Raw genomic sequence first — 20,672 nt, 5'->3', positions numbered from 1 at the left:
GGCAGGGGGCCGAAGCTAGGACAGCGGCCGAAGCGCCGTGAGGCGGTTCCCGATGAGTGGAACGGCCCCGGACCGCGAGCCGCCGCAGGCCGCCCGTGCCCCGGCGGCCGTACGCATCCCGCTCACCGAGACGCCCGCCGCGCGGCCCGGCAGGCCGTGGCTACCGTCCGGGAACCGATCACACGGCACCCATGGCCGCCCGGAGGGACCACCGCCCCGGCCGGCACACCGGGTCACCAGGTCCACCGGACACAGAGGTCAACCGAGGCAGGGATGATGACGGCGCTGAGCCATGACTCCACACTGCGTGAACTCGCCACCGATCAAGGCGTGTTGCGCTACCACGAGGCCGGGGACGGTCCGCCCCTGCTGTTGTTGCACGGTTCCGGCCCCGGGGTCACCGGCTGGCGCAACTACCGCCACAACATGGGGACGTTCGCCGAGCACTTCCGCTGCCTGGTCCTGGAGTTCCCCGGCTTCGGGGTCAGCGACCCGGCCGACGGCCACCCCATGGCGACGGCGGCCTCGTCCGTGGCCCGGTTCCTCGACGGGCTCGGGCTCCAGCAGGTCGACATCATCGGCAACTCGATGGGCGGCATCATCGGCACGCAGTTCGCGCTCGCCCATCCCGACCGGGTGCGCCGCCTCGTGACGATCGGCGGCATCGGCCGCAACCTGTTCAGCCCCGGGCCCGGCGAAGGCATCAAGCTGCTCTCCGAGTTCACCGACGCACCGTCCCGCGAGGGCCTCGTCCGCTGGCTGAACTCGATGGTGTACGACCGTTCCCTGGTGACCGAGGAGCTCATCGAGGAGCGTTGGGCTCAGGCCACCGACCCGGACACGCTCGCCAGTGCCCGCCTGATGTACGGCAGCGAGGCCTTCGCGGCACGGTCCGCCGCGTCCGCCGCGTCCGACGAGGCGCCCTACTGGGCCATGCTCCACCGGCTCCGCGCGAAGACCCTGCTCACCTGGGGGCGAGACGACCGGGTCAGCCCTGTCGACATGTCGATCGTGCCGATGCGCACCATCCCGGACGCGGAACTGCACGTGTTCCCGGACTGCGGGCACTGGGTGATGATCGAGCAGAAGGCCGCCTGGGAGAGCGCGGTTCTCGCCTTCCTCACCCGTAAGGACGCGGCGTGAGCGCCGCGGCCCGGGGAGCCTGGGACGAGGAGTTCGACTTCGTCGTCGTCGGCAGCGGCGGAGGCGGCATGGCCGCGGCCCTGACCGCGGCCGACAGCGGACTGAGCACCGTCGTCGAGAAGGGGGCGATGTACGGAGGGACGACCGGCATCTCCGGAGGCGGCATCTGGATCCCCAACAACCCCACGCTGAAGGCCAGGGGCCACGACGACAGCCGTGAGTCCGTGCGCCGCTACCTCGACCTGCTCACCGAGAACCGCGTGCCCGGCGCCCGCCTCGACGCGTACGTCGACCAGGGGCCGGCCGCGATGGAGCTGCTGGAGAAGAGCCGCTGGATGCGGTTCTTCTGGGTCAAGGGGTACGCCGACTACCACCCCGAGTACGACGGCGGCCGCCCGCTCGGCCGGTCGGTCGAGGCGCTGCCCTTCGACACCCGCAAGCTCGGAGAGGACGAGAAACACCAGCGGCGCAACAGCCTCAAGGGCCCCCTCGGACTCTGGATCACCGCCAAGGACTACCGGAACCTCGCCATGGTCAAACGGACCTGGCGCGGACGCTGGGCCTCCGTGATCGCCGCCTGGCGCGTCTCGTCCAACATGGTCCGCCGGCGCCACATGGCGACCGGAGGCCGGGCGCTCGTGGCGCGGATGCGGATGGCGCTCAAGGAAGCCGGCGTACCGGTGTGGCTGCGCAGCCCGATGACCGAACTCGTCACCGACGCGCAGGGCACGGTCATCGGCGTCGTCGTCACCCGCGACGGCAAGCCCGTGCGGGTCGGCGCCCGGCACGGCGTGCTCCTCGCCACCGGCGGGTTCGACCACAACCGGGAGATGCGCGAGAAGTACCTGCCCGAGGGCGGCCGCGACAACCACAGCGCCGGAGCCGTCGAGAACGTCGGCGACGGCATCCTCGCAGGCCGGGCACTCGGCGCCGCGCTCGACTTCATGGACGACGCCTGGTGGATGCCGTCCGTGCACCACCCCTCCGGAGCGACGATCCCGCTGGTCTCCGAGCGGTGCATCCCGCCGTCGGTCATCGTCTCCTCCGACGGAAGACGGTTCACCAACGAGTCCTCCCCCTACGTCAACTTCGTCCACGACCAGCTCGAAGGCGGGCACACCACCGCCTGGTTCGTCATGGACGCCAAGGCCCGCGCCCGGTACCCGTTCGCGCAGATCCTCCCCGGAATGCCCTTCCCCAAGGCGTTCTACGAGAACGGCACCGTGCACCGCGCGGACACCGTCGCCGGCCTCGCCCGGAGCATCGACGTCCCGGCGGACGCCCTCACCGAGACCGTCGAACGGTTCAACGGCTTCGCCCGTACCGGCAAGGACACCGACTTCGGCCGCGGCGACAGCGCCTACGACCGCTACTACGGCGACCCGACGATGAAGAACCCCAACCTCGACGAGCTCGACAAGGCCCCCTACTACGCGATCCGCATCGAGGTCGGCGACCTCGGTACCAAGGGCGGCCTCGTCTGCGACGAGAACGGCCGGGTACTGCGCGAGGACGGCTCGGCCGTCGCCGGGCTGTACGCCACCGGCAACACCTCCGCGGCCGTAATGGGCAACGAGTACGCCGGGCCCGGCGCCACCATCGGCCCCGCCATCGTGTTCGGCTACCTCGCGGCCCGGCACGCGGCCGCCGTCACCCGCACGGGGGCCGGGGCCGCCGGAGGCGCCCCATGAGCCCGGCGCCGCTGACGGTGCGCGTGGTCGAGGTGATCCGGGAGACGGCCGACGCGCACTCGCTGGTCCTGGAGCCGGCGGACGGGGAGCGGGCCCGGTTCACCTACCGCCCCGGCCAGTTCCTCACCGTCCGGGTGCCCTCCGAGCGTCCGGGCGGAGCCGCCCGCTGCTATTCGCTGTGCAGCTCCCCGGTGCGTGACGAACATCTGAAGGTGACCGTCAAGCGGACGGCGGGCGGGTACGCCTCCCACTGGATCTGCGACCACGTCACCGAGGGCGACACCCTGGAGGTGCTGCGGCCCGCGGGCACCTTCACCCCGGACTCGCTCGACGGCGACTTCCTGCTCCTGGCCGCGGGCAGCGGCATCACCCCCGTGATGTCCATCCTCGCCTCCGCCCTGCACGCCGGAACCGGCGCGGTCACCCTCCTCTACGCCAACCGCGACGAGCAGTCCGTGATCTTCCGCGACGAACTGGCCTACCTGGCAAAGGAGTACGGAGACCGGCTCACCGTCCTGCACTGGCTGGAGTCCGTCCAGGGCCGGCCCACCGCATCCGGCCTGCGTGCGCTGGCCCGTCCGTACGCCGGGCGTCCGGCCTTCGTATGCGGGCCCGGCCCCTTCATGGACCTGGCGGCCGGTGCGCTCACCGACCTCGGCGTACCGCCCGACCGGATCACCGTGGAGCGCTTCACCTCGCTGACCGGTGACCCGTTCGCGGAACGCGACCCCGTACCGGAGCCGGACACCGCCGGGCCCGTCAGTACGGCCGAGGTGGAGCTGGACGGGGTGAGCCACACCGTCGACTGGCCCCGCAACACGCCCCTGCTCGACGTGCTGCTCGCCGCCGGACTCGACGCGCCGTACTCCTGCCGGGAGGGCAGTTGCAGCGCCTGCGCCTGTGTCCTGACCGAGGGCGAGGTGGCCATGGAACGCAACGAGGTCCTGGACGCCGCCGACCTCGCCGACGGTCTGATCCTCGCCTGCCAGGCGCGCCCGCTCAGCGGCCGGCTGAAGGCCACCTACGACGGCTGAGCCGCCCCTCCCGCACCTGTTCCCCGTTCCCACTCGACCCGGATGAGGTTCGAACCGTGACCAAGGCGACCGCCGCGATCGTCGGATCCGGCAATATCGGCACCGACCTGATGTACAAACTCCTGCGCTCGCCCGACATCGAGCCGCGCTGGATGATCGGCATCGACGAGCAGAGCCCCGGCCTGAAACGCGCCGCCGACCACGGCCTGCACGCGAGCGCCGACGGCGTCGACGCACTGCTGGCCGGTGACGAGCGCCCGGATCTGGTCTTCGAGGCCACGTCCGCGTACGTCCACCGGGCCAACGCCCCCAAGTACGCCGGACTCGGCATCCAGGCCATCGACCTGACCCCCGCCGCGATCGGCCCGGCGGTCGTGCCCGCCGTCAACCTCGGCGACCACCTCGACGCACCGAACGTCTCCCTCATCACCTGCGGCGGCCAGGCCACCATCCCGATCGTGCACGCCGTCTCCCGGGTCACCGAGGTCGCCTACGCGGAGATCGTCGCGAGCGTCGCCTCGCCGTCGGCCGGGCCCGGCACCCGCGCCAACATCGACGAGTTCACCCTCACCACCAGCCGGGGCATCGAGACGATCGGCGGCGCCGCCAAGGGCAAGGCCATCATCATCCTCAACCCGGCCGAACCGCCGATGCTGATGCAGGACACCGTCTTCTGCGCCGTCCCCGCCGATGTGGATCGGGACGCGGTCACCGCGTCGATCCAGGAGACCGTCGCCAGGGTCGCCGGGTACGTACCCGGCTACCGGCTGCGGGCCGAGCCGCAGTTCGACGGGGAGACCGCGGTCAGCGGCGGGCTCGCCCGCGTCGCGGTCTTCATCGAGGTGGAGGGCGCGGGCGACTTCCTGCCGCCGTACTCCGGAAACCTCGACATCATGACCGCCGCCGCCACCAGGGTCGGCGAGGGTTTCGCCCAGCGGATCACCGCCCGCCGCGCCGGCGCCTGACCGCCGCTCACCGAGGAGTACACGAGCCATGCCCTACAGCTCCGACCTGGACATCCGGGTCACCGACTCGTCCCTCAGGGACGGATCGCACGCCAAGCAGCACCAGTTCACCGTCGACCACGTCACCTCCGTCGTCGGCGCGCTCGACGACGCCGGCGTGCCCGTCATCGAGGTCACGCACGGCGACGGCCTCGGCGGGTCCTCCTTCAACTACGGCTTCAGCCACACCCCGGAGCAGGAGCTCATCAAGGCCGCGGTGAAGACCGCCCGCCGGGCGAAGATCGCCTTCCTGATGCTGCCCGGCCTCGGCCTCCAGGACGACATCCGCGAGGCCGCGGACAACGGCGCCGCGATCTGCCGGATCGCCACCCACTGCACCGAGGCCGACATCTCCGTCCAGCATTTCGGCCTCGCCCGCGAACTGGGCCTGGAGACCGTCGGGTTCCTGATGATGTCGCACAGCCGGCCGCCGGAGGTGCTGGCCGGGCAGGCCCGCATCATGGCCGACGCGGGCTGCCAGTGCGTGTACGTCGTCGACTCCGCAGGCGCCCTCATCATGGAACAGACCAGTGACCGGATCGCCGCACTGGTCGCCGAGCTCGGTGACGACGCCCAGGTCGGCTTCCACGGGCACGAGAACCTCGGCCTCGGCGTCGCCAACTCCGTCCTCGCCGTCCGTGCCGGGGCCAAGCAGATCGACGGGTCGACCCGTCGCTTCGGCGCGGGCGCGGGCAACACGCCCGTCGAGGGCTTCGCGGCCGTCGCCGAGAAGCTGGGGATCCGTACCGGCATCGACGTACTGAAGATCATCGACGCGGCCGAGGACGTGGTCCGGCCCGTCATGGACGGCGAGTGCCTGCTCGACAGGCTGTCGCTGACGATGGGATACGCCGGCGTCTACTCCAGCTTTCTGAAGCACGCCGCCCGCCAGGCCGCCACCTACCGGGTCTCCGGCGCCGAGATCCTCATGGAGGCGGGCCGGCGCAAGCTCGTCGGGGGCCAGGAGGACCAGCTCATCGAGATCGCGGTCGCCCTCGCGGCGAAGAACCGCTCCGGGACCGCCCAGCACTCCTCGGGGAAGTGAGAACCGCCATGTCCAATCCCGTACTCGAAGCAGTCGAGGCACGAGCCGACGAGATCCGCGCGCTCGGACCCGCCAACGAGGCGCTCGGCCGGCTCGACGACCAGGCGGCGAAGATCCTCCGGGACGTCGGGGCGATGCGCATGCTCCAGCCGAAGACTTACGGCGGCCTCGAACTGCATCCGCGCGAGTTCGCCGAGACGGTCATGAGGATCGCCGCCCTGGACGGGGCGACCGGCTGGGTCACCGGTGTCGTCGGTGTCCATCCGTGGGAGATGGCGATGGCCGACCCCCGGGTCCAGGAGGAGATCTGGGGCGAGGACCCCGACACCTGGATCGCCTCCCCGTACGCGCCGATGGGTCTGCTGCGGCCCGTCGACGGAGGCTACGTCTTCAACGGACGCTGGCAGTTCTCCTCCGGCACCGACCACTGCCGCTGGATCTTCCTCGGCGGCTTCCTCGCCGACGCCGGCGGCAACCGCGTCAACCCCCCGCAGTCCGTGCACGTCATCCTGCCCCGCGCCGACTACGAGATCGTCGAGGACTCGTGGGACGTCGTCGGGCTGCGCGGCACCGGCAGCAAGGACGTCATCGTCAAGGACGCCTTCGTACCCGACTACCGCGTGATCGAGTACAACAAGGTCGTGGACGGGTCCCTGGCCGTTGAGGCCGGGCTGACCAACCCCGCCTACCGGCTGCCGTTCTCGGCCGCGTTCCCGCTCGGCATCACCGCCGCCGTGATCGGTATCTGCGAGGGCGCTCTCGCGCACCACCTCGACTACCAGCGCGGCCGCGTGCAGATCACCGGCCAGGCCGTGAAGGACGACCCGTACGTCCTGTACGCCATCAGCGAGGCGGCGGCCGAGATCGCGGCGGCCCGTTCGGCGCTCCTGGACAACATCTGCCGGATCCACGACGCGGTGGCCGCAGGCGAGGAGATCAGCTTCGAGCGCCGGGCCGTCGGCCGGCGCACCCAGGCCGCCGCGGCCTGGCGGGCCGTTCGCGCGGTCGACGAGATCGTCGCCCGCTCCGGCGGCAACGCGATGCGGCTGGACAACCCGATCCAGCGCTTCTGGCGCGACGCGCACGTGGGCCTCACGCACGCCATCCATGTGCCGGGATCCGTCTTCCACGCCTCGGCCCTCACCGAGATCGGCATCGAGCCGCCGCAGGGCCCGATGCGCTCGATGATCTGACTCCTTCGACCGACCGCAGACCGGTTTCAGAGAGGACACCCCTATGACGCAGACACAGATCCGAGGACTCGGCTATCTCCGGGTCCAGTCCAGTGACATCGGGCGCTGGCGCGAACTCACCGTGGACGCCCTCGGCTTCGCCGAAGGATCCGGGCCGGACCCCGAGGGCCTGTACCTGCGCATGGACGAGCGCCGCTCCCGGCTCGTCGTCCTGCCCGGCGACACCGACCGGGTGCTGTCGATCGGCTGGGAGGTGCGGGACCAGTTCGCGCTCGCCGCCGTCGGCCGCGCCGTCGAGGCGTCCGGTACGGGAGTGAAGCCGCTCAGCCGTGAGGCGGCGGACGACCGGGGCGTCGAGCAGGGCATCACCTTCGAGGACCCGGCGGGCGTGCCCGTCGAGGTGTTCTTCGCCCCGGTCCTGGACCACAGTCCCGTAGTGACCGCGCTCGGCCAGCGGTTCGTGACCGGCGGCCAGGGGATGGGACACATCGTCCTGCCCACCACCAGCCCCGACGACACGATCGCCTTCTACACCGAAGTGCTCGGATTCCTGCCCCGCGGCTCGATGAGGCTCGGCGGCGGGTCGCCGCGCCGGGTGCGTTTCATGGGGGTCAACGAACGCCACCACAGCCTCGCCGTCTGCCCCGCCCCGCACGGCGAGGCGCCCGGCCTCGTGCACCTGATGGTCGAGGTCGACAGCCTGGACGCGGTCGGCCGCGCCCTCGACAACGTGGGCAGGCAGGGCTTCTCGCTCTCCTCGACGCTGGGCCGGCACACCAACGACAAGATGGTGTCGTTCTACGTGCGCGCGCCGGGCGGCTGGGACCTCGAGTACGGATACGACGGGATGCGCGTCGACGAGGCGCACTACACCGCCGAGGAGATCACCGCCGACAGCTACTGGGGCCACGACTGGTCCGGCTCCGAACCCCTGGCGGCCTTCACGCCGCCCGGGACGGCCACATGAGAGCACCCGGCCGGTGACACCGATGTCACCGGAACCGTCGGCCACTACGACGCGGAGACCGACGTGCTGGTCGTCGGCTTCGGATGCGCCGGGGCCGCCGCGGCGTACGAGTCCGCGGCGGCGGGCGCCGACGTCCTCGTACTGCAACGGGCCGGGGGCCCCGGCGGGTCCTCCGCGCTGTCCGGCGGCCGGCTGGTGATGGAGAAGCTGGTCGCCGCGGCCGAGGACGCGGGGGCCGCCGTACAGGCCGACACCCTGGCCACGGCACTGATCGTGGACGACAGCGGCCGGGTCGTCGGGGTCACCGCACGCCGGCACGGCCGGGAGGGATACGTCAGCGGCACCTCGCTCGGCGACGGCACGTTCTTCGGGCGGCGGGCGGGTGTGGCCGCCGCCGCAGGCTGAGCACGGAGCGTTGATGTGCGGACGGGCTGTGCGGTCGACACCGTTCTGGCGGTACGCCTGGAAGGCGGCCTCATCGCCGGGCTCTACGCCGTACGCAACCCCGAGAAGCTGTCCCGCGTCGACCGGGAGACCGCTGTGGCCCGCTGAGCCCGCACAGGGTCCGCGGCCCGGAGCGGCGGCGGCGGCGCCGGCCACCGGTGGTCACATGAGCTGCCGGCCGGGCCCGCCTGTCTCGCCGCCGCCGCCGCCGTCGGCGAGTTCGATCGTGCCCCGCAACGTGGCCTCGCGGATCGTGTCACGCAGTGACCCGCAGCCCTCGAAGGCCGGTTCGGCCCCCTCGAGCTCCGCACAGAGGGCCGTCGCGCCGCTGTTCCACTGCACACTCGTCTGCTGCCGGCTGCTCTTGCGTACGAGCACCTGCGCCGCGCACCGGTCGCACGCCAGGGGCCGCATCGGCACGCCGTCGGTGAGGCGGTTGTCGACCCGCATCAGACCGGCCGGCCCTCGGCGGGGGCAGCCGCGGCCTTGCGGGCGAGGTTCGCCTCGACCTCCTTCTGCCACGCCTCTACGGGCCGCGTGGTGTCCAGCTCGAACTCGAACCGGTCGGTCATCTCCGGTTTGACGTCGGCCACGTCCACGTAGAACTGCTCGTACCAGCGGCGCAGTTGGTAGACGGGACCGTCCTCCTCGCAGAGCAGCGGGTTGTCGATCCGGGCCTTGTTCTGCCAGATCTGGATGTCCTGCTCGAAGCCGAGCTTGATGAACTGCGCCATGCCCGCCGCGAGTTCGTCGGCCGCGCTGCCCGTCATCGACGGCGAACGCCTGACGATGATGCCGTACTGGAGCACGAACCGGTTCGCGTCGACCGGGTAGTGACAGTTGATCAGTACCGACTGCTGGTCACCGGTGTCGTAGTGGTAGGTCAGGTCGTCGATCATGAAGGACGGGCCGTGGTAGGCGGCCAGCGAGTTGCTGCCGGTGGTCTTCGGCTTGTCGCCCTGCTCCTGGGGGCGGGCGTCGGGGCGGCCGGTCGCGCGCATGTGCTGGGTGGCGGTGTGCCCCTCGAAGACGTTCTTGAAGAACGTCGGGAAGGAGTAGTGGACGTAGAAGAAGTGGGCCATGTCCACCACGTTGTCCACGACTTCGCGGCAGTTGGCGTCGATGGTGGTCTCGTACCAGAGCCAGTCGGTCCACTCGTCGCTCGTCGCGCCCTCGATCCGGGGAATGACCACGTCGGCGGGCGGGGGACTGCCCTCGGGGTCGTTCCATACGAAGAGCATGCCGTCCTGGTCCAGCGTGGGCCAGGACGCCGTGCGGGCCCGCAGAGGGACCCGCTTGGAGTACGGGATCTGCTTGCAGCGGCCGTCACCGCCCCAGCGCCAGTCGTGGAACGGGCAGGCGACCTCGTCGCCCTTGACGGTTCCCTGCGAGAGGTCGCCGCCCATGTGCCGGCAGTAGGCGTCCAGCACGCTGAGCGTGCCGTCGCCGGCCTGGAACACCACGAGCTTCTGGCCGAACGCCCGGACCGAGTGCGGCTTTCCGTCCCGGTACTTCTCCGAGAGGCCAAGGCAGTGCCAGCCGCGCGCGAACCGCGTGGGTGCCGCTGCGGCTTCGATGGCCCTGACGTCGTCGGGTGCTGAATCGACTGCGCTCACGTTCTCTCATCCCCTTAAGGACGCATGGTTTCCAGGTTCCCGGACGGTAGGCCCGCCCGCCGGTGCCCGGCCGGAGGAGTCCCACTGACCGGAACCGGCGCTCCGGGGCCGGCCGGCGGGCCGGTCCCGGTCGGTGGGACCCGGGCTCCGCGGTGCTGCCGGCCGCCAGTACGGTCCGCCGGTCTCTTCACCGCACGACACAGCCAAGGAGCCCGCGATGAACCGATTCGACGGCGTGAAGGTCCTGCTCACCGGGGCGGGATCGGGCATCGGGCGGGCGACCGCGCTGCGCCTGGTGTCCGAAGGCGCGCTCGTGTGCGCCGTCGACCTGTCGCGTGAAGGGCTGACGGGCACCGCCGCGGCGGCGGACGGGCCGGGGCGGATCGTGATCCGGGTCGCCGACGTCGCGGACGAGGACGCGGTGGTCGAGTGCGTACGGGACGCGGCCGAGGGCCTCGGCGGCATCGACGTCCTGGTCAACGTGGCGGGGATCCACCGGACGACACCGATCGACCGGCTGACGGTGGCCGACATGGAGCGGCTCTTCGCGGTCAACACGGTGGGAACGGCCCTGTTCTGCCGGGAGGCGCTGCGTCATCTGCCGGACGGCTCCGGTGTCATCGTCAACGTGGCGTCTTCGGCGGCGGCGCACGGGAACCCGTACATGACCGCGTACGCCGCCTCCAAGGGGGCGGTCCTCGGCTTCTCGCTGTCCCTGGCCGCCGAGGTCGCCCACCGCGGCATCCGGGTCGTGCCCGTGTCGCCCGGCACCGTCGCCACGCCTCTGGTCGGGCCGCACGTGCTGCCGCCGGACCTCGACACCTCGTACTACGCGCGGATCCGCGCACCGTTCGGTGCCGCGCGGCCCGAGCAGATCGCCGGGGTGATCGCCTTCGCCGCCTCGCGGGACGCGGCCTACCTCACCGGGGCGGAGCTGCGGGCCGACGGCGGGTCCCACATCTGACGCGGAGGCCGGCCCAGGGAACTGCCGGGCCACTGAGCGGGACTGGCTCTTGCTTGTTTCGAGAATGAATTCTAGTTTTCGAATTCATCAGTGTCCCGGCCCAACGGGCCCCTCACACCCTTATGGAGAGCCATGACCGAGGCCGTCATCGTCGAAGCCGCGCGGACACCGGTCGGCCGGCGCCGCGGTGTCCTGTCCGGACTCCACCCGGCGGAGCTCCTCGGGCTCGCACAGAAGGGGCTGCTGGAGCGGGCCGGCGTCGCCCCCGGCACCGCGGAGCAGGTCATCGGCGGCTGTGTCACCCAGGCCGGTGAGCAGTCCAACAACGTCACCCGCAACGCCTGGCTGTACGCCGGACTGCCGTACACCACCGCCTGCACCTCGATCGACTGCGCCTGCGGCTCGTCCCAGCAGGCCGTACACCTGGTCGCGGGCCTGATCGCCTCCGGCGCCATCGAGGCCGGCATCGGCTGCGGTGTCGAGTCCATGAGCCGGGTCTTCCTCGGTGCCGCGCTCACCCCGGACAACGGCTCCCCGGCCCCGGAGGGCTGGACACTGGACATGCCCGACCAGTTCACCGCCGCCGAACGCATCGCCCGCAACCGGGGCATCACCCGGGCCGACGCGGACGCCCTCGGCCTCGCCTCCCAGCACAAGGCCGCCCGCGCCTGGTCCGAAGGCCGCTTCGACGGGCAGATCATCGACATCCAGGCACCCGTCATGGGAGCCGAGGGGCCCACCGGCGAGACCGCCGTCGTCAGCCGGGACCAGGGGCTGCGCGACACCACCCCGCAGGCGCTGGCCGCCCTGCGGCCCGTACTCCCCGACGGCATCCACACCGCAGGGAACTCCTCCCAGATCAGCGACGGAGCCGCCGCCGTCCTGATGATGAGCCGGGAGCGAGCCGCCCGCGAGGGGCTGCGCCCCCGCGCCCGGATCGTGGCCTCCGCCATGGTCGGCTCCGACCCGTACTACCACCTCGACGGACCCGTCGCCGCGACCGAACGGGTCCTGCGCACCGCCGGGATGAGCCTCGCCGACATCGACCTCGTCGAGATCAACGAGGCCTTCGCCTCCGTCGTCCTGTCCTGGGCCCAGGTCCACGAGGCGGACATGGACAAGGTCAACGTCAACGGCGGCGCCATCGCGCTCGGTCACGCCGTCGGCTCCACCGGGGCCCGGCTCATCACCCAGGCCCTGTACGAACTGGAGCGCACCGGGAAGTCCACCGCGCTGATCACCATGTGCGCCGGTGGAGCGCACGCGACCGCCACCGTCATCGAACGCATCTGAGGGGCGCGCCATGACCATCGGACTCACCCAGGAGCACCTCGACCTGCGCGACGCCGTACGCGCCTTCGCCAACCGGCACATCACCGAGGACACCCTCCGTGCGGCGGCCGACGCCGGCAAGGAGACCCTGCCCGCCCACTGGAGCGGCCTGGCGGGCCAGGGCCTGCTCGGTCTGCACCTGCCGGAGGAGGACGGCGGCGCCGGGTACGGGCTCGTCGAACTCGCCGTCGTCACCGAGGAGCTGGGCCGGGCGACAGCCCCCGGACCCTTCCTGCCGACGACGCTCGCCTCGGCCGTCCTGCACGCGGCCGGACACCGGACGCACCTTGCCGCGCTCGCCGCCGGAACCAGCCTCGGCGCGGTGGGACTCGCCCCCGGCACCCTCGTCCTGAACCGCGCCGCCGACGGCACCGTCACCGTCACCGGAACCTCGGAGCTCGTCATCGGCGGACAGCTCGCCGACGTGTTCGTGCTGCCCGCGTCCGACGAGGGCCGGACCACCTGGCTGGTGCTGCCCCGCGCCGCAGCGGAGACCACGGACGTCCGCAGCCACGACCTCACCCGCCGCTCGTCCCGGGTGACGGTGCGCTCGGTGCCGGTCCCCGCCGTCGACCTGCTGGACCTCGACCCGCAGGTGCCGCGGGACCTCGCCGCGACGCTCTTCGCCGCAGAATCCGCCGGCCTCGCCGACCGCTGCGTGACCACCGCCGCACAGTACGCGGGCGTACGGGAGCAGTTCGGCCGGCGCATCGGCCAGTTCCAGGGCGTCAAGCACCGCTGCGCCCGCATGCTCGCGCAGTCCGAACAGGCCCGCGCCTGCGCCTGGGACGCCGCCCGCGCGCACGATGTCGTGGACCGGGCGGAGGCCTCGCTGGCCGCCGCGGTCGCCGCGGCGGTCGCTGTCGACGCGGGATTCGCCGTCGCCAAGGACTGCATCCAGGTGCTCGGCGGCATCGGCTTCACCTGGGAGCACGACGCGCACCTCGCGCTGCGCCGCGCCCAGACCCTCCGGATCGCGCTGGGCCCGGCCGCCGCCTGGCGCCGCCGTGTCGCCCGCCTCACCCTGGACGGCACCCGCCGCACCCTGAGCGTGGAACTGCCGGCCGAGGCCGAAGCCGTACGCGAGGACATCCGCGCCGAACTGCGCCACGCCGCGGCCCTGACCGGCAAGGACCGTCTCACCCACCTCGCCGACCACGGCTACACCGCACCCCACCTGCCGGCCCCCTGGGGCAAGGGCGCGGGGCCGGTGGACCAGCTCGTCATCGCCCAGGAGCTCCGGGCGGCCGCTCTCACCCCCGTCGACATGATCATCGGTGGCTGGGTGGTGCCCACGATCATCGCCCACGGCGACCCGGCCCAGCAGGAGCGCTTTCTCGCGCCGAGCCTGCGCGGCGACATCCGCTGGTGTCAGCTGTTCAGCGAACCGGGCGCGGGATCCGACCTCGCCGGACTCACCACCCGCGCCGAGAAGACGGACGGCGGCTGGCGGATCACCGGGCAGAAGGTATGGACGTCCATGGCCCGCGACGCCCACTGGGGCGTCCTGCTCGCCCGTACCGACGCCGACGTGCCCAAGCACAAGGGCATCTCCTACTTCCTCCTCGACATGACGAGCCCAGGGATCGACATCCGGCCGCTTCGGCAGATCACCGGCGACGCCGAGTTCAACGAGGTCTTCCTCGACGGCGTGTTCATCCCCGACGAACTGCTCGTCGGTGCACCGGGCGCCGGCTGGAAGCTCGCCCGGACCACGCTCGCCAACGAACGCGTCGCCCTCTCCCACGACTCCGTCGGCTCCGGCGCCGAGGCCCTGCTGGAGATCGCCGCCGCGTCGGACGGCCTCGACGACGAACAGCTCACCACGCTCGGCGGCCATCTCTGCGACGCCCAGACCGGTGGGGTGCTCGCGCTGCGCACCACACTGCGCACCGTCTCCGGGCAGCAGCCCGGCGCCGAGGCGTCCGTCGCCAAACTGCTCGGCGTCGAACACCAGCAGAGGGTCTGGGAGACCTGCATGGACTGGCAGGGCACCGCCGCGCTGACCGGCGAGGGCGAACGCCTGGACGCCACCTGGCAGTTCCTCAACGCCCGTTGCCTGTCCATCGCCGGCGGCACGACGGAGATCCAGCTGAACATCATCGGCGAGCGCATGCTCGGCCTGCCCCGCGACCCCGAGCCCACCGAGAAAGGCTGACCATGTCCATCGACCCCGACAAGGCGCTGACCGCGGACCCGTCCGTCCGCGAGATCCACTGGACCACCCGCGACGTGCTCCTCTACCACCTGAGCCTGGGCGCCGGTGCCGACGCGGCCACCGGGCCCGAGCTGCACCTCACCTACGAGAACGGTCTCGCTGTGCTGCCCGCCTTCGCGATGGTGGCCGGCTCCGGCATCTCGGCCGGTGAGGCGGACCCGCCGGGACTCCACCTGCCCGGCATCGACATCGACCTGAGGGCCGTGCTCCACGCCGGCCAGGGCCTGGAGGTCCACCGGCCGCTGCCTGCCTCGGGCACCGCCACGCTCACCTCGCGGGTCGCCGAGCTGTGGGACAAGGGCAAGGCCGCCCTCATCGTCCTGGAGTCCGCCGCCACGGGCCCCGACGGCGAGCCGCTGTGGACGTCCACCACCCGCATCTGGGCGCGCGGCGCGGGCGGCTTCGGCGGAGAGCCGGGCCCGGCGGAGGAGTGGGCGGCGCCGGACCGCCCCGCCGACACCGTGCTGACCTACGCCACCACTCCCCAGCAGGCCCTGTGGTACCGGCTCAACGGTGACCTCAACCCGCTCCACGCCGACCCGGCCTTCGCACGGGCGGCCGGCTTCGACCGGCCGATCCTGCACGGGCTCGCCTCGTACGGCATCGTCTGCAAGGCGCTGGTCGACGGCCTCCTCGACGGTGACGTCACCCGTCTCACCGGCCTCACCGTGCGCTTCGCGGGCCCCCTCGTCCCCGGCGAGTCACTCGCCACCTCCGTATGGCGTGAGGAACCGGCCGGCGACGGCACGCAGCGACTCGTACTGCACGCCGGCTGTCCCGAACGCGACGGCTCGCCCGTGCTCACCCACGCCACGGCGACGGTGACGGCATGAGCAGCCCCCGAAACGAGAGCGAGGCGTACACCGCACCGGTCACCGGCCCCCGCCTGGTCGCCGAACCGCACAAGGACGGCGTCGATACGGCGGTCGCCGCGGCCCGCCGGGTGGTCGCCGCCCTGCTGCGCGCGGGCGACGGCACCGGCGCGGACATGAACGAGATCGCCGCCCGCCTCGACGCCGTCGCCGACGGGCTCGGCGCGAAGGCGCTCTCCATAGAGGACCGCCTCGCCGAGATGTGGCGCGGCGAGGGCGTCACCCGGCACGACCCCGTCACCGGCCCCGAGAACGCCCTCGCGCCACCGCTGCACCTGCACGGCCAGGAGGACGGTTCCGTCGAAGGCGTCGTCACGCTCGACCTGCCCTACCAGGGCCCGCCCGGCCATGTGCACGGCGGGATCTCGGCGCTGCTCCTCGACCACACACTGGGGGTGGCCAACCACTGGGGCGGCCCGTCCGGGATGACCGCGGAACTGACCCTGCGCTATCTGCGGCCCACCCCGCTGTTCGAGCCACTGACGGTCACCGGGCGCCAGGTCTCGGTGGAGGGTTCGCGGATCCGTACGGTCGGCGAGATCCGGGCCGGCGGCCGTACCTGCGTCACCGCGGAAGGCCTTTTCATCAACAAGCAGCTTCCCCGGCCTAGTTGAGGAGGGCTGAGTCATGGGAGGCCTCGAAGGCAAAGTCGCGGTCGTCACTGGTGCGGGACAGGGCGTCGGTCAGGGCATCGCCCTGGCCCTCGCCTCCGAAGGAGCTTCGGTGGCCGTCCTCGGGCGGACCGCGGCGAAGCTGGAAACGACTTGTGAACTGCTGCGCGAACGGGGCGTGAGGGCCGATCCGTTCGTCCTCGACGTACTCGAAACGGACCGGATCCCGTCCGTGGTGGAGGACGTCGCCGAGCGCTTCGGCTCCCTCGACATCCTGGTCAACAACGCCTACTCCGGCTGCTATGGACCGCTCCTCTCGCTGAGCGACGAGGAGTTCCAACGGGGCTTCGAAAGCGCCCCGTTCGCGGCGTTCGCCTTCATGAAGGCCGCGCATCCGTATCTGAAGCGCGACGGCGGCGGCTCGGTCGTCAACCTCGTCACGTCCGCCATGGTCCGCTGGGACCTGAGCACGTACGGGGCCTACGCGGCGGCCAAGTCCGCGCTGCGCTCGCTGACCAGGACCGCCGCCAGCGAATGGGGCCGCGACGGCATCCGGGTCAACGCGATCGCCCCGCATGCCGTCTCGCCCGCCTACGAGGGCTGGCAGGCCGCCCACCCGGAGGAGGCCGCAGAGTTCTGCGCGTCCATCCCGCTCGGCTACGTGGGCGACTGCGAACAGGACATCGGCCGTGCCGTCGCGATGCTGTGCGGCCCGGACGCCCGCTATCTGACGGGCGCCACCGTGCCCCTCGACGGAGGCCAGGCCAACTTCGGCTGACCGGGCGGGGACCGCCCCACCGGTCAGCGTGACTGCCCGGGCGGGAAGGGTCCCTCCCGGTCAGCGGGACGGCCGGACCGGGCCGTCCCGCCCACGGCTAGCGTCGCCACCCCGGGCGCCCCGATCACCACGAAACGCGCCACGGCCACTACGGCACGCACCGCCCCACCACGAAACGCGCCACGGCCACTACGGCACGCACCGCCGCCCCACCACGGGACGCACCGCCCCCACCACGGGACGCGCCGCGCGACCCGCCCCCGTACCGACACCGGCAGACCCGGCCACCGGGTGAGAGGGACCGACGTTGCCACACGAGACGATTGCCGACCTGCTGCTCGCCAGGGCCGGGGACGACCACCCGGGCCTGCTGACCCGTGAACGGTCCTGGACCTGGGGAGAGGTCGTCGAGGAGAGCGCGGCCCGCGCCGCCTGGGCCAGGAGACTGCGGACCGACGGACCGTTCCACATCGGCGTGCTCCTGGACAACGAACCCGAGTACGTCTTCTGGCTGGGCGCCGCGGCCCTCGCGGGCGCGGCCGTCGTCGGCATCAACCCCACCCGCCGCGGCGCCGAACTGGAGCGGGAGGTGCGGCACACCGACTGCCAGGTGATCGTCACCGACCGGGCAGGCGCCGCCCTGCTCGACGGGCTGGACATCGGCGTCGACCGGGACCGCTTCCTCGTCGTCGATGCACCGGAGTACGGGGACCGCCTCGCCGCGCACCCCCGCCTGCCCGCCCGGGACCCCGAAGTCACCACCACCACGCGGATGCTGCTGCTCCTGACCTCCGGCACGACCGGCACGTCCAAGGCCGCGCTCTGCTCGCAGGGCCGGCTCGCCGCGCTCGGGGCCTCCAACAGCGCCAAGTACGACATCACCCGCGAGGACACCTGCTACTGCCCGATGCCGCTCTTCCACGGCAACGCGCTGATGGCGCTGTGGGCCCCCGCACTCAGTGCCGGCGCCACGATCGCCCTCACCCGCAAGTTCTCCGCCTCCGGCTTCCTCCCCGACGTGACCCACTTCGGGGCCACCTTCTTCACCTACGTGGGCAAGGCGATCGGCTACATCCTGGCCCGTCCCGAGAGCCCGGCCGACGCCGACAACCGGCTCACCCACGCCTTCGGCACCGAGGCGTCGCCGGAGGACGCCGCCCGATTCCTGGACCGCTTCGGCTGCCGTCTCGTCGAGGGCTACGGCTCCAGCGAGGGCGCCGGCATGCTCAAGCGGGTCCCCGACGCGCCCACGGGCGCGCTCGGCAGGCCAGCCCGGGACGGCGTCCGGATCGTGCACCCCACGGACCGGACCACCTGCCCGCCCGCCGTGCTCGACGTCTACGGCCGGGTGCGCAACCCGGAGGAGGCCATCGGGGAGATCGTCGACACCGAGGGGGCCGCCCGATTCGAGGGCTACTACAACAACGAGGCCGCGAACGCCGAACGCGTCCGGCACGGCTGGTACTGGACCGGCGACCTCGGATACGTGGACGAGGCCGGCTACTTCTACTTCGCGGGCCGCTCCGGCGACTGGATCCGCGTCGACGGTGAGAACATCTCGGCCCTGCTCACCGAACGCATCCTGCGCAGGCATCCCGGCGTGGTGGCGGCAGGAGTGTTCGGCGTACCCGACCCGCGCTCCGGCGACCAGGTCATGGCCGCCGTCGAGATCGCCGAGGGCGCCCGCTTCGAGGACCTGGACCTGCCCGGCTTCCTGGAGCGCCAGGAGGACCTGGGCACCAAGGGAGCCCCTCGCTTCGTCCGTGTCTCCCACGCGCTGCCGGCCACCGGCTCCAACAAGCTGCGCAAGAAGGAGATGCAGCTCGACGGCTGGCGCACCGACGACCCGGTGTACCGCTGGGCGGGCCGGGGCCGGCCCGCGTACGCGCCGATGGCCGACGGGGACAAGGCCGCGCTGCGCGCGGAGTTCCTGGCCAACGGGCGCGCACGCTTCCTGCCCTGAGAGGCACGTTCACCCCGCCCGGCGGCGACAACCAAGGAGAACCACACATGCAACTGCGCGAGAGCGCCGCGCACCAGGAGCTGCGGCGGGAACTGCGGGCGTACTTCGCGGGCCTGATGCCCGAGGACGAACGCCGTCGCGTCGGCGAGGAAGGAGTGGGCGGCGACCGCTTCCGGGAGGTCGTCAAGAGGCTCGGTTCCGACGGCTGGCTCGGCATCGGCTGGCCCACCGAGTACGGCGGTCAGGGCCGGTCGGTGGAGGACCAGTACGTCTTCTTCGACGAGGTGCAACGGGCCGGTCTGCCCTTCCCGTTCGTCACGGTCAACACCGTCGGCCCGACCCTGATGGCGTACGGATCCGAGGAGCACAGGAAGCGGTTCCTGCCCGGAATCCTCTCCGGCGACATCGTCTTCGCGATCGGCTACACCGAGCCCGCGGCGGGCACCGACCTCGCCTCGCTGACCACCCGCGCGGTCCGGGACGGCGACACGTACGTCATAGACGGCAGCAAGATCTTCACCAGTGGCGCGAACACCGCCGACTACGTGTGGCTCGCTGCCCGCACCGACCCGGAAGCACCCCAGCACAAGGGCATCTCCATCCTGATCGTGCCCACCGCCGACGACGGCTTCTCCTGGAGCCCCATCCGGACCGTCGGCGGCATGGTCGTCACCGCGACGTACTACGGCGGGGTGCGGGTCCCCGCCGCCGACGTGGTCGGCGACGTGGACGGCGGCTGGCGGCTGATCACCGCCCAGCTGAACCATGAACGCATCGGCCTCGCCGCCCTCGGCGGCCGCATGATCCAGTTGTGGGAACGGGTCCTCGAGTGGGCCCGGGAGAACGGCACGGCCGACATCCCGTGGGTGCGGCAGGAGTTCGCGCGTACGTACGCCCGGCTGGAGGCGATGCGGCTGATGAACTGGAAGATGACGTCCGCCGTCGCCCGCGACGCCCTCACCGGAGCCGACGCGGGAGCCGCCAAGGCCTACGGAACCGAGACCCACATCGCCGTCCAGCGCGGGCTGACCCAGATCCTCGGCGCCGCCGGGCGCATCCGGCCCGAGTCGCCGGGGGCCGCCCTCGCCGGGCAGGTCGAACAGCTCTCCCGGCAGGGCATCGTGAACACCTTCGGCGGCGGCGTCAACGAGATCCTGCGCGACATGGTCGCGACCCAGGGACTCGGGCTGCCGCGCAAGGGGCGTGGCGCATGACCGGGTACGGCGAGCAGCCTGGGTACGAGGAGCGGCTGCGGGCCTTCACCGGGCGCGAACTGAGGCCGCTCACACCGGCGCAGGACCCGGTCAACCAGCCGATGATCCGGCACTGGGCCGAGGCGATGGGCGACACCAACCCCGTGTACACCGACGCCGAAGCGGCCCGCGCCACCGGCCGCGAGGCGGTCGTCGCACCCGCGTCGATGATCCAGGCCTGGACGATGCGCGGATACGCGGCCACGACGGCCCCGCGTTCCGGGGGCCCGGACGGATTCGACGAGCTCGTCGCCCTCCTCGACGAGGGCGGCTACACCTCCGTGGTGGCCACCGACTCCGAGTGCACGTTCCTGCGGGAACTGACACCGGGGGACCATGTCGCCGTCCGCGAAAGCGTCGAGTCGGTCTCGGCGGAGAAGAGGACCGGGCTCGGGACCGGACGGTTCGTCACCACCCTGAAGACCTACACCGATCAGCACGGCGAGACGGTCGCCACCCAGCGCTGGCGAACCCTGAGATTCCGGCCCGCGCCCACGCCCGCGGCGGCCCCCGCGCCCACGCCCGCGGCGGCCCCCGCGCCCGC

General features: G+C 72.1%; 19 protein-coding genes and 1 pseudogene. 18 read left to right on the top strand and 2 right to left on the bottom strand.

Annotated features, from left to right (window positions below; all coding sequences use genetic code 11):
- Positions 1–273: 273 nt before the first annotated feature.
- The 9 genes and pseudogenes from JGS39_RS18550 to JGS39_RS18510 form a co-directional block, all read left to right on the top strand.
- A complete protein-coding gene (locus JGS39_RS18550) occupies positions 274–1,143 on the top strand; it encodes an alpha/beta fold hydrolase (protein WP_219570282.1) in 870 nt (289 codons plus the stop codon).
- Positions 1,140–2,834: an FAD-binding protein gene (locus tag JGS39_RS18545; protein WP_219570281.1), complete on the top strand. Its 1,695-nt coding sequence runs from the start codon at positions 1,140–1,142 to the stop codon at positions 2,832–2,834. Before JGS39_RS18550 ends, JGS39_RS18545 begins: the two co-directional genes overlap by 4 nt.
- Positions 2,831–3,868 (top strand): ferredoxin--NADP reductase, encoded by a 1,038-nt coding sequence (locus JGS39_RS18540; protein WP_219570280.1) that lies wholly within the window; start codon positions 2,831–2,833, stop codon positions 3,866–3,868. Before JGS39_RS18545 ends, JGS39_RS18540 begins: the two co-directional genes overlap by 4 nt.
- 110 nt (positions 3,869–3,978) lie before the next feature.
- Positions 3,979–4,833 (top strand): acetaldehyde dehydrogenase (acetylating), encoded by an 855-nt coding sequence (locus JGS39_RS18535; protein WP_236063861.1) that lies wholly within the window; start codon positions 3,979–3,981, stop codon positions 4,831–4,833.
- Between the two features lie 28 nt (positions 4,834–4,861).
- Complete coding sequence (gene dmpG, locus JGS39_RS18530) at positions 4,862–5,917, top strand: 4-hydroxy-2-oxovalerate aldolase (RefSeq protein WP_219570278.1); 1,056 nt, start codon at positions 4,862–4,864, stop codon at positions 5,915–5,917.
- A gap of 8 nt (positions 5,918–5,925) precedes the next feature.
- Positions 5,926–7,110: an acyl-CoA dehydrogenase family protein gene (locus JGS39_RS18525; RefSeq protein WP_219570277.1), complete on the top strand. Its 1,185-nt coding sequence runs from the start codon at positions 5,926–5,928 to the stop codon at positions 7,108–7,110.
- Between the two features lie 43 nt (positions 7,111–7,153).
- On the top strand, positions 7,154–8,077 hold the full coding sequence (locus JGS39_RS18520; protein WP_219570276.1) for a VOC family protein: 924 nt from the start codon (positions 7,154–7,156) through the stop codon (positions 8,075–8,077).
- A 63-nt stretch (positions 8,078–8,140) separates the two neighbouring features.
- On the top strand, positions 8,141–8,482 hold the full coding sequence (locus JGS39_RS18515) for a hypothetical protein (RefSeq protein ID WP_219570275.1): 342 nt from the start codon (positions 8,141–8,143) through the stop codon (positions 8,480–8,482).
- Positions 8,483–8,497: 15 nt separating this feature from the next.
- A pseudogene (locus tag JGS39_RS18510) lies at positions 8,498–8,629 on the top strand (RNA polymerase subunit sigma-24); the annotation flags it as partial.
- A 54-nt stretch (positions 8,630–8,683) separates the two neighbouring features.
- Here the strand turns inward: JGS39_RS18510 and JGS39_RS18505 are convergent.
- Both JGS39_RS18505 and JGS39_RS18500 read right to left on the bottom strand, forming a co-directional pair.
- Positions 8,684–8,971: a ferredoxin gene (locus tag JGS39_RS18505; RefSeq protein ID WP_236063858.1), complete on the bottom strand. Its 288-nt coding sequence runs from the start codon at positions 8,969–8,971 to the stop codon at positions 8,684–8,686.
- A complete protein-coding gene (locus tag JGS39_RS18500; RefSeq protein ID WP_219570274.1) occupies positions 8,971–10,137 on the bottom strand; it encodes a 3-ketosteroid-9-alpha-monooxygenase, oxygenase component in 1,167 nt (388 codons plus the stop codon). The genes JGS39_RS18505 and JGS39_RS18500 overlap by 1 nt, the downstream gene beginning before the upstream one ends.
- Before the next feature lie 217 nt (positions 10,138–10,354).
- On the opposite strand from JGS39_RS18500, the gene JGS39_RS18495 reads away from it, so the two are divergent.
- From JGS39_RS18495 to JGS39_RS18455, 9 genes are all read left to right on the top strand, one after another.
- A complete protein-coding gene (locus JGS39_RS18495) occupies positions 10,355–11,101 on the top strand; it encodes an SDR family NAD(P)-dependent oxidoreductase (RefSeq protein WP_219570273.1) in 747 nt (248 codons plus the stop codon).
- 132 nt (positions 11,102–11,233) lie between these two features.
- Positions 11,234–12,394, top strand: a complete 1,161-nt coding sequence (locus JGS39_RS18490; RefSeq protein ID WP_219570272.1) for a steroid 3-ketoacyl-CoA thiolase — start codon at positions 11,234–11,236, stop codon at positions 12,392–12,394.
- Positions 12,395–12,404: 10 nt separating this feature from the next.
- A complete protein-coding gene (locus tag JGS39_RS18485) occupies positions 12,405–14,591 on the top strand; it encodes an acyl-CoA dehydrogenase family protein (protein ID WP_219570271.1) in 2,187 nt (728 codons plus the stop codon).
- 2 nt (positions 14,592–14,593) lie between these two features.
- Positions 14,594–15,484 carry a MaoC/PaaZ C-terminal domain-containing protein gene (locus tag JGS39_RS18480; RefSeq protein WP_219570270.1) on the top strand — a complete coding sequence of 297 codons (891 nt, stop codon included), beginning with the start codon at positions 14,594–14,596 and terminating at the stop codon, positions 15,482–15,484.
- Positions 15,481–16,137 (top strand): PaaI family thioesterase, encoded by a 657-nt coding sequence (locus tag JGS39_RS18475; protein ID WP_219570269.1) that lies wholly within the window; start codon positions 15,481–15,483, stop codon positions 16,135–16,137. The genes JGS39_RS18480 and JGS39_RS18475 overlap by 4 nt, the downstream gene beginning before the upstream one ends.
- A gap of 13 nt (positions 16,138–16,150) precedes the next feature.
- Positions 16,151–16,912, top strand: a complete 762-nt coding sequence (locus JGS39_RS18470) for an SDR family NAD(P)-dependent oxidoreductase (protein ID WP_219570268.1) — start codon at positions 16,151–16,153, stop codon at positions 16,910–16,912.
- Between the two features lie 307 nt (positions 16,913–17,219).
- On the top strand, positions 17,220–18,875 hold the full coding sequence (gene casI / locus JGS39_RS18465; protein ID WP_219570267.1) for a steroid-22-oyl-CoA synthetase: 1,656 nt from the start codon (positions 17,220–17,222) through the stop codon (positions 18,873–18,875).
- Between the two features lie 47 nt (positions 18,876–18,922).
- Positions 18,923–20,089, top strand: a complete 1,167-nt coding sequence (locus JGS39_RS18460; protein WP_219570266.1) for an acyl-CoA dehydrogenase family protein — start codon at positions 18,923–18,925, stop codon at positions 20,087–20,089.
- Positions 20,086–20,672 (top strand): FAS1-like dehydratase domain-containing protein (locus tag JGS39_RS18455; RefSeq protein ID WP_219570265.1); only part of this gene is annotated, 587 nt, incomplete at its 3' end. The genes JGS39_RS18460 and JGS39_RS18455, both read left to right, overlap by 4 nt.

It is taken from the genome of Streptomyces poriferorum (genome assembly GCF_019399235.1).
Lineage (GTDB): Bacteria > Actinomycetota > Actinomycetes > Streptomycetales > Streptomycetaceae > Streptomyces > Streptomyces poriferorum.
Note: the sequence above shows the minus strand (reverse complement) of the source record. Positions and strands in the feature narration are given on the sequence as shown.